Here is a 13026-nt window from a genome sequence, read left to right as displayed (position 1 = left end):
CACTCCAATATAATTAAGCATATTGGGGTGGGGACTCTATTTTGATACAAAACGATAATAATTAATTTAGCAAAAAGTACTGGAGAATCTGCTCGTTATGCAATCCCTGACATTACAACCTATCTCTTCAATTAACGGAACGATCAACCTGCCAGGGTCAAAAAGTGTATCGAACCGAGCTCTTTTATTAGCTGCAATGGCAAATGGCACAACGGTGCTGACTAACTTATTAGACAGTGATGATATTCGCCATATGCTGAATGCATTAAGCGCGTTAGGTGTAAAATACCAACTCTCTGAAGATAAAACACGTTGTCTTGTGGAAGGTATTGGTGGGCGTTTAAGTTACCCAAATGAGCTGGAAATTTTTTTAGGCAACGCAGGGACAGCAATGCGTCCCCTGACAGCGGCGTTGTCACTAGCAGAAAACAACATTGTACTGACTGGCGAGCCACGCATGAAAGAGCGCCCAATAGGGCACTTGGTTGACGCATTACGTGAAGGCGGCGCTGTTATTGAGTATTTAGAACAGGAAAATTATCCACCCATTCGTTTACGTGGGGGCTTTTCAGGTGGCACAATTTCAGTTGATGGTTCAGTTTCTAGTCAGTTTTTAACCGCGCTTTTAATGGCAGCGCCATTAGCTGAAAAAGATACGCTAATTACTATTACAGGTGATTTAGTTTCGAAACCTTATATTGATATTACTTTAGCCTTGATGGCAACCTTTGGTGTGAATGTTGAAAATCATCAATATCAAAAGTTTACTATTAAAGGTCAACAACAATATCAATCACCAGGTGAATATTTAGTTGAAGGTGATGCATCATCCGCTTCTTATTTTCTGGCCGCGGCAGCAATCAAAGGCGGTACTGTTCGAGTAACGGGTATCGGTAGAAATAGCCTTCAAGGTGATACAAAATTTGCCAATGTCTTAGAAAAGATGGGAGCAACCATTCGTTGGGGTGATGAATTTGTTGAATGTGAACGAGGGACTTTAACTGGGATTGATATGGATATGAATGCAATCCCCGATGCTGCAATGACGATAGGCACGGTCGCTCTGTTTGCCAAAGGCGAAACGGTGATCCGCAATATTTATAATTGGCGGGTGAAAGAAACAGATCGTCTATACGCGATGGCGACAGAGTTGCGTAAAGTTGGGGCTGAAGTTGAAGAAGGGCATGATTTTATCCGTATTGTTCCTCCCACAAAGCTTCAGCATGCAGAGATTGAAACCTATAATGATCATCGAATTGCTATGTGTTTTTCATTGGTCGCACTATCCGATACCCCTGTGACTATCTTAGACCCAAGCTGTACAGCGAAAACATTCCCTGATTATTTTCAACAATTAGCGCGTTTGAGTAAATTTTAATCATTTGACTGACTGAAATAAAAGTTCTTTATTCCAGTCAGTTTCTTCTCTTATCTCTTAATCGCACGTGTAAATGACAATTTTTATCTCATTCATCAGAACCTGCTTATTTCACAAAACTGATGAGTAGGTATAATGTCGCCACTGATTTTAATTGCAGGTGAAAGATTGACTTGCAGAAAAGGAGACCTTTTATGGTGGCGATTGCCCCTGTAATAACCGTTGATGGACCTAGCGGAGCTGGTAAAGGTACGTTATGCCAAGCGTTGGCAAACGAATTTGGATGGCAACTTTTAGATTCTGGTGCGATTTATCGTGTACTTGCTTTAGCTGCATTGCATCACCATGTGGATATTCAATCAGAAGATGCATTGGTGCCTCTTGCGGCAAATTTAGATGTTCGTTTTGTACCGGAAGATAATCAGTTAAAAGTCATTTTGGAAGGCGAAGATGTTTCAAATCAAATTCGCACCGAAGATGTGGGGAAAACAGCGTCACAAATCGCAGCTTTTCCTCGTGTAAGAGAGGCTTTACTGCGTCGTCAGCGTGCTTTTAGAGCTATGCCAGGTTTGATTGCGGATGGTCGTGACATGGGAACGGTAGTTTTCCCTGACGCCCCAGTGAAAATTTTCCTTGATGCCTCCGCGGAGGAGCGTGCTCATCGACGTATGAAGCAGTTGCAGGAAAAGGGGTTTGATGTTAACTTTGAGCGACTTTTAACCGAAATACAAGAACGCGATTATCGTGATCGTAACCGTACGGTTGCGCCGTTAATTGCCGCAAAGGATGCTTTAATACTGGATTCCACAAGTATGTCTATTGAGGAAGTCATTGAAAAAGCACAAGCCTATGCGAAAAAAATTCTACAATTATCTTAATAATTGGCTGTATTTTAGCTTATAATGTAGATAGTATACGCACTTAATACTATACCGATTTTCTATATTCGGCATAGTAGCAACCTTACGACATGGAAAGTTGTGGGGTATGTGAAACAACCCCATTTGGCCGGATGCTGAGTGGACGTTAATTAAAAACTCTTGAAGATCATTAATATGACAGAATCTTTTGCTCAACTCTTTGAAGAATCCCTGCAGAATATTGAAACTCGTCCTGGTTCTATCGTCCGTGGTACTGTTGTTGCCATCGATAAAGACGTTGTCCTGGTTGACGCAGGTCTGAAATCTGAATCTGCAATCCCAGTAGAACAATTCAAAAATGCTCAGGGTGAGCTTGAAATCCAAGTTGGCGATGAAATCGATGTAGCGCTGGATGCAGTTGAAGATGGTTTCGGTGAAACTATTCTTTCTCGTGAGAAAGCGAAACGCCATGAAGCATGGCTGATGCTTGAAAAAGCTTACGAAGAAGCTGAAACTGTTACTGGTGTTATTAACGGTAAAGTTAAAGGTGGTTTCACTGTAGAACTGAATGGTATTCGTGCATTCCTACCAGGTTCATTAGTAGATGTTCGTCCAGTTCGTGACACTACTCACTTGGAAGGCAAAGAGCTAGAGTTCAAAGTAATTAAGCTAGATCAGAAGCGCAACAACGTTGTTGTTTCTCGTCGTGCTGTAATTGAATCTGAAAGCAGCGCAGAACGTGATCAACTGCTCGAAAATCTGCAAGAAGGCATGGAAGTTAAAGGTATCGTTAAGAACCTTACTGACTACGGTGCATTCGTTGATCTCGGCGGTGTTGATGGCCTGCTGCACATCACTGATATGGCTTGGAAACGTGTTAAACACCCAAGCGAAATCGTCAATGTTGGTGATGAAATCACAGTTAAAGTTCTGAAATTCGACCGTGAGCGCACTCGTGTTTCTCTGGGTCTGAAACAACTGGGCGAAGATCCTTGGGTCGCAATCGCTAAACGTTACCCAGAAGGTACTAAACTGACTGGTCGCGTTACTAATCTGACTGATTACGGCTGCTTCGTAGAAATCGAAGAAGGCGTTGAAGGTCTGGTTCACGTTTCAGAAATGGATTGGACTAACAAGAACATCCACCCATCTAAAGTTGTTAACGTTGGTGATGTTGTTGAAGTTATGGTTCTGGATATCGATGAAGAACGTCGTCGTATCTCACTGGGCCTGAAACAATGCAAATCTAACCCATGGCAGCAATTTGCAGAAACTCACAACAAAGGCGACCGCGTTGAAGGTAAAATCAAGTCAATCACTGACTTCGGTATCTTCATCGGACTGGAAGGCGGTATCGATGGCCTTGTTCACCTGTCTGACATCTCCTGGAACGTTGCAGGCGAAGAAGCAGTTCGTGAATACAAAAAAGGTGACGAAATCGCAGCTGTTGTTCTGCAAGTCGACGCAGAGCGTGAGCGTATTTCTCTAGGTGTTAAGCAGTTGGCTGAAGATCCATTCAACAACTACTTAGCTGCAACTAAGAAAGGCGCAATCGTAACTGGTAAAGTTATCGCAGTTGATGCTAAAGGTGCAACTGTTGAGCTGACTCTGGGCGTTGAAGGTTACCTGCGTGCATCAGAAGCTTCACGCGACCGCGTTGAAGATGCAACTCTGGTTCTGAACGTTGGTGATGATGTTGAAGCTAAATACACTGGTGTTGACCGTAAAAACCGTGTAATCAACCTGTCTGTTCGTGCAAAAGACGAAGCTGATGAAAAAGACGCTATCGCTACTGTGAACAAACAAGAAGATACTAGCTTCGGTAACAACGCAATGGCTGAAGCATTCAAAGCAGCTAAAGGCGAATAATTAAGGTGGGGGTAACGGGGGTTACCCCTTCGTAGCGGTAGTTTAGGGAGGTACTATGACCAAGTCTGAGTTAATTGAAAGACTGGCTAGCCAGCAATCTCATTTGTCAGCTAAAACGGTTGAGGAAGCTGTTAAAGAAATCCTTGAGCATATGGCTGACACACTGGCTGGTGGTGAACGTATAGAAGTCCGCGGATTCGGCAGTTTTTCTCTTCACTACCGTGCTCCGCGTGTTGGGCGTAACCCAAAAACTGGAGACAAAGTGGAGCTGGAAGGTAAATACGTTCCTCACTTTAAACCAGGTAAGGAATTACGTGACCGTGTAAATATTTATGGTCAATAATTGACTATAAATCTTAATTATTAGTTCAAAACGGTGCTTGTATTTTACAGCACCGTTTTTTCTTTTAGCCTCAAACAGCCAAACAGCCAAACAGCCAAACAGCCAAACAGCCAAACAGCCAAACAGCCAAACAGCCAAACAGCCAAACAGCCAAACAGCCAAACGGCCAAACAGCCAACCAAACGATTGTTTATCTATTAGTATTTATACTCGCCATGCTTCAAGTTGTACGGTTTTTTGTTAAGATATAAGGGACTGCGCTACGCTCGACGAGTTATATCGTTTATCTATACTCCCCCCGACTATCTTCACTGTTCGCCTACCTGCAACTCCAATTATTTTGAGTATATATCGAGTGATATTCACTATCGATTATCAATAAACACCCTATTTGCGAAGCGTTACCCAAAAGAATGTAATATTGCAAAACAAGGCATAAATTATTGCGTGCAGGTACGAACACTGCAAATAGCGATGACAAAAATAAGGCTCGATTTCGTTATGCTTAAAATAGGCATTGCGGCTTAGGGGGCCATGATGAACCAAAAATTATTTTATTGGCTGTGGGGAGGGCAACTTTCTTATACGCAAGCTGCTATTGCTATTTTTATCGGGATATTGCCTATTTTATTTATTCATGAGCTTCCTAAAATAAGTAATTCAACAATAATTTTATTGATATTATTTTTCTTTTTAATTTTTATCAAAGTTAATAGATATATTAAATTTATTGCTTTGATTATGATGGCATTGCTATGGGCTATTTGGCATAGCAATTTTTTGATTGAAAAAATGAATGCGCTATCAAAGACACAACATCAATTAGATATTACCGTGATTAGTGTACCTTTATATGAAAAAGAGAAGGAAAAGCTTAAGGTTAGGATCAATAAGATTAATAATGTTCCTCAGTTTCCACCAATCTATGCAATGTGGCAAGTCAATCAATCGATGCATAATTTATGTTCAGGTCAAACATGGCGATTAAATGGCTTATTAAAACCATTGCATTCATCTTTAAATGAAGGTGGTTTTGACCAACAGCGATATTCCATATCTCAACGTATTATTGGGACATTAAAGGTATCAACGTCGCGGGTTATTGATGAAGAGTGTTCAGTTAGGCAAAAAGTCATCAATTCATACATTGATAATATTAGTTTATTAAAAAACGCAGGGGTTACTTATGCGCTAATGTTTGGTGAAAGGGGCATGTTATCACCGGAACTATCATTATTATTACAAACTACAGGACTAAGCCACTTAATTGCTATTTCTGGTTTACATATCGGCTTATCTTATCTATTCGGCTATTGGTTAGTTAAGTTTGTCACCTATTTCTTTCCCGTATATTTTAGTCAGTATATCGTGCCCATTGTTGCGGGGGTAGCTTGCGCATATTTTTATGCTTGGGTTTCAGGGTTCGCCATTCCAGCGGTACGGGCGTTAATTGCTTTAGTTTTATGGATTTACATTAAACAGCAAAATAGCTTTTATTTTCCGTGGCAATGGGCGATTTGGAGTATAGGACTGATCCTTGTAGCCGACCCATTAGCGATATTATCGGATAGTTTTTGGTTATCTTTTTTTGCTGTTTTCGCAATATTATATTGGCTTCGATTATTTCCATTATCATCTTATATAAATTATACCAAAGCTATTCGTTGGGGAATTGCTTTCATTCATCTACAAGCGGGTTTGTTACTTTTACTTGCACCGATCCAAATCATGTTATTTCAAGGGATCAATGTGATGAGTTTTTTTGCGAATTTATGGTTAGTTCCAATAGTATCATGGTTGGTGATCCCTCTGATCCTCTTATTATTTTTGTTACCATTTTCATTTGTTCAACACATTATTTTTAATATTATTGACGAGATTATAGAAGTAGGATTAAAGCCATTAGCATACTTAAGTGATTACTGGTTTGAAATGCAGTTCGCTCCATTATTCATTTTTCTATTTTGTTGGTTGATTGGTTTATTTATCGCGCTTGGGCTATATCGGTATTATATTGGGTTACTTGGTTGTTTGGCGGCATTATGCATAGGGACAGAAAATACAACTCGGCAAATATCAGGGAATGAATGGAGCTTAACGTTACTTGATGTTGGTCACGGGCTAGCTGTGGTTATAGAACAAAAGGGGTTAGCATATCTCTATGATACAGGGAACCGCTGGCCTGAAGGAAGTAATGCGCAAAGACAGATAATTCCTTATTTGAAACGAAAAAAAATTATACCTATTGGGGTCATTCTCAGTCATAACCATCTTGATCATACGGGAGGTGTGAGTGCATTAAAAAAACAGTATCCTTGGCTGAGTCTACGTAGCAGTTTTAGTGGAGCTGCAAGTTTGCCTTGTATTAAAGGCCAACATTGGCAGTGGGGAAAATTAAATTTTGCCGTGCTTTGGCCAGAACGGATATCTAAAAAATCACATAACGATGATTCTTGCGTCATTATGCTAAGTGATGGGTACCATAAAATTTTACTTACAGGGGATTTAGAAAAGCAAGGCGAACAAGCAATATCAGCGAGTTATCAGCAGCAGTTACGATCAGATATTTTATTCGCACCACATCATGGTAGTAATACTTCTTCAACGCCTTTATTCATAAGAATGGCTTCACCTAACATGGTGTTAGTCTCATCAGCGAGGTACAGTCCTTGGAAAATTCCATCAGATAAAGTACATTTTCGGTACAAAAGCAATAATATAAAATGGATTAATACAGCGGAGGCTGGTCAAGTAACTATCTGGTTTAGAAAGAAAACTATTGAATTAACACGCTATCGAAAGGAAATACATCCCCGCTGGTATCATCTCTGGTTTGGTGATCCGCAATTTCCCGAGTAGAATAGTGCGCTTACATTAAGTTTGGTAATAAAAACATGATTGATAATGACTTGTCGACACGACAAACGTTCCGCCGACTATGGCCTACGATTGCGCCTTTTAAAGCGGGTTTAATAGTTGCAGCAATTGCTTTAATTATCAACGCAGCAGGTGATGCGTTTATGATTTCTTTATTAAAACCTTTACTCGATGAAGGGTTTGATAAAGCAGATAACGACGTCTTAAAATGGTTACCTCTTGCGGTATTAGGCCTAGTTATTGTTCGTGGTTTATCCAGTTTCGTATCAAGCTACTGTGTTTCATGGGTATCTGGTAAAGTCGTGATGAGTATGCGTCGTCGGTTATTTGGCCATATGATGGGCATGCCGGTGAGTTATTTTGACCAGCAATCGACAGGGACATTATTATCTCGTATCACTTATGATTCAGAGCAAGTTGCGTCATCTTCATCAGGTGCATTAATTACCATTATCCGTGAAGGTGCTTATATCGTCGGTTTATTTGCGATGATGTTTTACTATAGCTGGCAATTATCATTAATTTTAATTGTGATAGCGCCAATCGTCTCTATTACTATCCGTATCGTTTCTAAACGTTTTCGTAAGATCAGTAAAAATATGCAAACGGGAATGGGGAGTGTTACGGCTAGTGCAGAACAAATGCTAAAAGGGCACAAAGAGGTTTTGATTTTTGGTGGACAAAAAGTTGAAACTGAGCGCTTTAATAAAGTCAGTAACAACATGCGTAGTCAATCGATGAAAATGGTGACTGCATCGGCAATTTCTGATCCAATAGTGCAACTCATAGCTTCTTTTGCTTTAGCTTTTGTTCTTTATGCTGCAAGTTTCCCTGAAATTCGTGAGCACTTAACATCAGGAACGATTGCGGTTGTGTTTTCATCGATGTTTGCATTGATGCGCCCATTGAAATCCTTGACTAACGTTAACTCCCAGTTCCAACGTGGTATGGCTGCATGCCAAACTTTGTTTGCTATTTTAGATTCTGAGCAAGAGAAAGACGAAGGAACAAAAGTGCTAGCTAAAGTAAAAGGGGATATTGAATTTCAAAATGTCACTTTTACATATGCAACGAAAGAACACCCTGCATTGGATGATATTTCATTTACGTTACCGGCTGGTAAGTCCGTTGCTTTGGTTGGGCGCTCGGGGTCAGGAAAATCGACAATCGCGAATCTGATTACACGCTTTTATGATATTGATAAAGGCAGTATTCGTATTGATGGTCATGATATTCGTGAATATACGCTTGAGTCACTACGTAGCCAAGTTGCGCTGGTCTCACAACATGTTTACTTATTTAACGATACTATCGCTAATAATATTGCTTATGCAACCGATGGGCGTTATACCCGCGAGCAAATCGAAAAAGCAGCAGAAATGGCTTACGCAATGGACTTTATTGCTAAGCTCGACAAAGGGTTAGACACAGTGATTGGTGAAAATGGGGTGATGCTTTCAGGTGGGCAGCGTCAGCGTATTGCAATTGCTCGTGCTCTATTGCGTGATGCGCCAATCTTGATCCTGGATGAGGCAACTTCGGCGTTAGATACAGAATCTGAACGAGCCATCCAAGCAGCACTGGATGAGTTACAAAAAAACAGGACATCTTTAGTGATTGCACACCGTTTATCAACAATTGAAAATGCGGATGAAATCTTGGTTGTGCAAGATGGCCATATTATTGAGCGTGGCAGCCATAAGTCCTTGATAGCTGAAGATGGCGCATATGCTCAGCTGCATAAAATTCAATTTAGCAAATGATACAACGAATTTGGTCTGGCCAATCATGGCTTTATATTTTACTTCTACCGCTATCGTTTCTTTATGGCGCGATAGCACTTATTAGGCGTATTGGTTATAAAGTTGGATTGTTTCGTTCATGGAAAGCGCCAGTTCCAGTCGTTGTTGTCGGTAATTTAACTGCTGGGGGAAATGGAAAAACCCCAGTTGTGATTTGGCTAGTTGAATCATTAATGAAACAAGGTTACCGAGTTGGTGTTGTTTCCCGTGGTTATGGCGGAAAAGCTGAGCATTATCCGTTAATTATATCGTCGTCGACGACGACGTCAGAAGCGGGAGATGAACCCGTTTTAATTTATCATCGAACAAAAGCCCCTGTTGCTGTTGCACCAAAACGCAGTGATGCAGTAAAAGCATTGCTTGATAGTCACGCATTAGATGTGATCATTACTGATGATGGATTACAGCATTATGCATTGGGTCGCGATTATGAAATCGTTGTTATTGATGGCCAGCGTCGTTTTGGTAATGGTTGGTGGATACCCGCAGGTCCAATGCGTGAACGAGCAGGCCGTCTGAAAAGTGTTAATGCTGTGATTGTCAATGGTGGTAGCGCTCAACTTAATGAAACCGCCATGGTTCTAGCTGGGGATATGGTGATTAATTTACTGACAGGTGAGCAGCGACCTGTTAGCTCTCTTAATACAGTGATTGCAATGGCAGGAATTGGCCATCCACCGCGTTTTTTTACCTCTTTAGAGAAAAAAGGTTTATCGCTAATTCAAACATATGCTTTTGCAGATCATCAGTCTTATCAGCAGCAGCAGCTTTCTATATTAACCCCAAATAATGAACCACTATTGATGACTGAAAAAGATGCGGTCAAATGCCGCTCTTTTGCACAAGCTAATTGGTGGTACCTTCCTGTCGCAGCTTCTTTTGATCCTATAGGTGAAAAGCAGATTTTAAGTGAAATAAAAAATATTATAGTTAATAGCAAAAAAACTTGCCCCTAATCGTTTACTGTGATAATAATATCGCCAACGTGATGTAGATCCACTTATTATGTATATAGATGTAACTCATTAATAAGTGATACATCTACTGAGTTAAGTTCACGGCCTACTTGTTAAGTTAATCCTCACATTTCTGCGTTTACTCATCAGTTTTGTCATCTAAGTGTCAAAAAATACTGTTAAGTTACAGAGAGTCACTAGTGTGTGGAAGGTCGTTAATGAATGTGTGTAATTAAGTGATTGCACATCAAAATGGTAAAAGTTTACTTACTCTTAAAACGTTTTAATAAATCGGCAATTTATCATGGGGTAACGAATATAAGAGTACTAGTACAACAATAAATAGAATTATTGTTCTTAGAACAAAAGGAGTTTTAATATGAATTTTCAATTACATATGGGTCGTGTTAAATGGTTTGATGCAAATGAAGGTTATGGGTTTATTTCGCCAATGAATGGCGGTGATGATATCTTTGTTACTCGAAAATCAATTGCAAATAAAAAAATCAAATCATTATCTGAAGGCCAAAACGTCGAGTTTTCTGTTACTCGCAATTCTGATGGTATAACGGCTGCTGACGTTATTGCTTATTAATTAAATAGTTAACAGTAATACTTCTCCTGCACCTATCCTCTCAATTCTATGCAGGAGATGTGATCCAAAAAGATTAAAGTTAACGGTGATATCGGCTTGTGTTATCCTGACCCGAAGTGAGTTAAATCCATTTGGGAGAAAACATGGATCACCGTTTACTTGAAATCATTGCTTGTCCTATCTGTCACGGTAAGTTGAGTTACAATAAAGAAAACCTCGAACTTATCTGCAAATTTGATCATCTTGCATATCCTATCCGTGATGGCATTCCTGTTCTACTTGAAACCGAGGCTCGTCAAATCTCATTAGATGAAGGGCAGTAATCATTATGTTTACTGTTATTATTCCTGCTCGTTATGCATCAACGCGTTTACCTGGCAAACCTCTGGCTGATATCCATGGGAAGCCGATGGTCGTTCGAGTGATGGAACAAGCGATTAAATCAGGGGCATCGCGGGTAATTGTTGCGACAGATCACCCTGATGTTGCTAATGCGGTTATTGAAGCGGGTGGTGAAGCTTGTATGACAAATCCTAACCATCAATCGGGTACTGAGCGTTTAGCGGAAGTAATTGATACTTATGGTTTTGCTGATGATGAAATCATCGTTAACGTACAAGGGGATGAGCCATTAATTCCACCTGAAATTATTAGCCAAGTTGCTCATAATCTTCAAGGTAGTAAAGCTCAAATGGGGACGCTTGCTGTACCTATTCATGATGCATATGAAGCATTCAATCCGAATGCAGTAAAAGTAGTGACCGATCACGAGGGTTATGCCTTATATTTTTCTCGTGCAACCATACCTTGGGATAGAGATCGTTTTGCTACTACTCAAAATACAATTGGTGATCACTTCTTACGTCATATTGGAATTTATGCTTACCGCGCAGGTTTTATTCGTCGCTATATTACTTGGCAAGCGAGTCCATTAGAAAAAATCGAGATGCTAGAGCAGCTGAGAGTGCTGTGGTATGGAGAGAAAATTCATGTGGCCGTTGCTGAAAAAACGCCGGGTGCAGGTGTCGATACACCTGAAGACCTTGAAGTGGTGAGACAGCAATTTAAATAATACATATTCATCGTACTTCAAGTTACAGTGTAGTGTAGCGCTAAGATTGAAAAAAGTGTGACTCAGTTTTTGAGTCACACTTTTTTATTTATTCAGCCTCGATAGTTTCTGGGGTTAATATAGGGGCTTCAAGTGGTTGAGTGTTATCTGGTTTTAAGTAAAACCAAATAGAACCGATCAATTCATACCAAGCGCGTTCACTGTGGCTGAAGTAATATGCCGAGGGAATGTATTTTTCCCATGGATTAAGCGAACTTTTAATTGCGAGCTGGTTGGCTGGTGCAGGTATTGGTTCCATACCTCTTGCCGTAAACATGGTGACTGCTCTAGGCAAGTGGTTGGCAGATGTTACGAGTAAAAAAGGTTCTTTACCGATAATTTTTTCAACTTCAAACGCTTCTTCTTGAGTATCTTTTGGTTCAGTTAAAGCGATAGTATCTTCTGCCGGCACACCAAGTGATTGAGCGACCATAGCTGCTACCTCAGCACTGCTAATCGCGCTACTCGCTTTACCTCCTGTAAAAATCAGTTTGCTACCAGGATGTTTTAAATACAATCGTATCCCTTCCGTCACACGAGGTAAGCTGTTATTGAGTAAATTAGAGCTTGGGCTCCAATCAGGGTTATAAGTGAAACCACCACCAAGCACGACAATATAGTGAATGTTTTCGGGGGGATTGGTCGTAATCAACTCATAGCGTTTATCAAACTGTCCTTCAACGGGGCTAAGTAAACGGTCAGAGATTGGCTGAAGCCCTAATAGCGCAATCACAATGAAGCTGAATGTCACGCAGGTTTTCCCCACTTTTTGCCAGCGAGTGAACCATAACAATAAGATGCCAATAAACCCTAAAATGAGCAGAAGAGGGAGTGGCATCAATAATGCACCAAGGTATTTTTTTAAAAGAAATAACATAAGTGGGCCTATTTTTTAGATTTATCGTCAATTTATTGTTCAGTTTACGCTATGGTATGCCAAAATAAGGCTATTATCTGTTATCATTGAGGTTTAGTTGACTTCAGCGCCTTGGATGATGTTGATACTCATCATACTTCAAGTTGCAGGGCTTTGAGTTAAGGTATGGTGACTACGCTTACCTGCAACTCTCATTATTTAGAGCTTAAGCTTAATTTTAGCTGAATTTACCTTAAATCGTATTCTGAATTTGATCTTATTTGATTGGCTATCAAAGCGACAAGATAGATACAGTCTGATTTTAGGGAGTAAGCATGAATTTAACCGACAAAGAATAGTCTATTTTTAGGATCACCGG

General features: G+C 40.3%; 12 protein-coding genes. 10 read left to right on the top strand and 2 right to left on the bottom strand.

Annotation, left to right across the window (positions count from 1 at the left end; genetic code table 11):
- The first annotated feature begins 97 nt into the window (after positions 1-97).
- The 4 genes from aroA (at position 98) to ihfB (ending at position 4450) form a co-directional block, all read left to right on the top strand.
- Entirely contained in the window at positions 98-1378 is a 1281-nt protein-coding gene (aroA, locus tag JI723_RS13770) for a 3-phosphoshikimate 1-carboxyvinyltransferase (protein ID WP_272580923.1), read from the top strand.
- Between the two features lie 194 nt (positions 1379-1572).
- Positions 1573-2256 carry a (d)CMP kinase gene (cmk, locus tag JI723_RS13765; RefSeq protein ID WP_070924894.1) on the top strand — a complete coding sequence of 228 codons (684 nt, stop codon included), beginning with the start codon at positions 1573-1575 and terminating at the stop codon, positions 2254-2256.
- Positions 2257-2433: 177 nt separating this feature from the next.
- Complete coding sequence (rpsA, locus tag JI723_RS13760) at positions 2434-4107, top strand: 30S ribosomal protein S1 (protein ID WP_070924893.1); 1674 nt, start codon at positions 2434-2436, stop codon at positions 4105-4107.
- A 55-nt stretch (positions 4108-4162) separates the two neighbouring features.
- Positions 4163-4450: an integration host factor subunit beta gene (gene ihfB / locus JI723_RS13755; RefSeq protein WP_042846474.1), complete on the top strand. Its 288-nt coding sequence runs from the start codon at positions 4163-4165 to the stop codon at positions 4448-4450.
- Between the two features lie 44 nt (positions 4451-4494).
- Here the strand turns inward: ihfB and JI723_RS13750 are convergent, their stop codons facing one another.
- A complete protein-coding gene (locus JI723_RS13750) occupies positions 4495-4620 on the bottom strand; it encodes a hypothetical protein (protein WP_337979463.1) in 126 nt (41 codons plus the stop codon).
- Positions 4621-4987: 367 nt separating this feature from the next.
- On the opposite strand from JI723_RS13750, the gene JI723_RS13745 reads away from it, so the two are divergent.
- The 6 genes from JI723_RS13745 (at position 4988) to kdsB (ending at position 11752) form a co-directional block, all read left to right on the top strand.
- Positions 4988-7309, top strand: a complete 2322-nt coding sequence (locus JI723_RS13745; protein WP_337979462.1) for a DNA internalization-related competence protein ComEC/Rec2 — start codon at positions 4988-4990, stop codon at positions 7307-7309.
- Positions 7310-7344: 35 nt separating this feature from the next.
- Positions 7345-9090, top strand: a complete 1746-nt coding sequence (msbA, locus tag JI723_RS13740; protein WP_272580921.1) for a lipid A ABC transporter ATP-binding protein/permease MsbA — start codon at positions 7345-7347, stop codon at positions 9088-9090.
- Positions 9087-10085 (top strand): tetraacyldisaccharide 4'-kinase, encoded by a 999-nt coding sequence (lpxK, locus tag JI723_RS13735; RefSeq protein ID WP_272580920.1) that lies wholly within the window; start codon positions 9087-9089, stop codon positions 10083-10085. The genes msbA and lpxK overlap by 4 nt, the downstream gene beginning before the upstream one ends.
- A 379-nt stretch (positions 10086-10464) precedes the next feature.
- Positions 10465-10680 (top strand): cold-shock protein, encoded by a 216-nt coding sequence (locus JI723_RS13730; protein ID WP_070924890.1) that lies wholly within the window; start codon positions 10465-10467, stop codon positions 10678-10680.
- Positions 10681-10823: 143 nt separating this feature from the next.
- Complete coding sequence (locus tag JI723_RS13725) at positions 10824-11003, top strand: Trm112 family protein (protein ID WP_070924889.1); 180 nt, start codon at positions 10824-10826, stop codon at positions 11001-11003.
- Between the two features lie 5 nt (positions 11004-11008).
- Positions 11009-11752, top strand: a complete 744-nt coding sequence (gene kdsB, locus JI723_RS13720; RefSeq protein ID WP_272580919.1) for a 3-deoxy-manno-octulosonate cytidylyltransferase — start codon at positions 11009-11011, stop codon at positions 11750-11752.
- An 88-nt stretch (positions 11753-11840) separates the two neighbouring features.
- Here kdsB and elyC read toward each other — a convergent pair whose 3' ends face one another.
- Positions 11841-12668, bottom strand: coding sequence for an envelope biogenesis factor ElyC (gene elyC, locus JI723_RS13715; protein ID WP_272580918.1), 828 nt, complete (start codon positions 12666-12668; stop codon positions 11841-11843).
- Between the last annotated feature and the right edge of the window lie 358 nt (positions 12669-13026).

It is taken from the genome of Providencia manganoxydans (genome assembly GCF_016618195.1).
Taxonomy (GTDB): domain Bacteria; phylum Pseudomonadota; class Gammaproteobacteria; order Enterobacterales; family Enterobacteriaceae; genus Providencia; species Providencia manganoxydans.
Note: the sequence above shows the minus strand (reverse complement) of the source record. Positions and strands in the feature narration are given on the sequence as shown.

Bases quoted from the DNA above. Each gene is read 5' to 3' on its own strand.
- JI723_RS13725 (WP_070924889.1), top strand. From the start codon at position 10,824: ATGGATCACCGTTTACTTGAAATCATTGCTTGTCCTATCTGTCACGGT.
- msbA (WP_272580921.1), top strand. From the start codon at position 7,345: ATGATTGATAATGACTTGTCGACACGACAAACGTTCCGCCGACTATGG.
- JI723_RS13730 (WP_070924890.1), top strand. From the start codon at position 10,465: ATGAATTTTCAATTACATATGGGTCGTGTTAAATGGTTTGATGCAAAT.
- kdsB (WP_272580919.1), top strand. From the start codon at position 11,009: ATGTTTACTGTTATTATTCCTGCTCGTTATGCATCAACGCGTTTACCT.
- elyC (WP_272580918.1), bottom strand. From the start codon at position 12,668: ATGTTATTTCTTTTAAAAAAATACCTTGGTGCATTATTGATGCCACTC.
- rpsA (WP_070924893.1), top strand. From the start codon at position 2,434: ATGACAGAATCTTTTGCTCAACTCTTTGAAGAATCCCTGCAGAATATT.
- lpxK (WP_272580920.1), top strand. From the start codon at position 9,087: ATGATACAACGAATTTGGTCTGGCCAATCATGGCTTTATATTTTACTT.
- ihfB (WP_042846474.1), top strand. From the start codon at position 4,163: ATGACCAAGTCTGAGTTAATTGAAAGACTGGCTAGCCAGCAATCTCAT.
- cmk (WP_070924894.1), top strand. From the start codon at position 1,573: ATGGTGGCGATTGCCCCTGTAATAACCGTTGATGGACCTAGCGGAGCT.
- JI723_RS13745 (WP_337979462.1), top strand. From the start codon at position 4,988: ATGAACCAAAAATTATTTTATTGGCTGTGGGGAGGGCAACTTTCTTAT.
- aroA (WP_272580923.1), top strand. From the start codon at position 98: ATGCAATCCCTGACATTACAACCTATCTCTTCAATTAACGGAACGATC.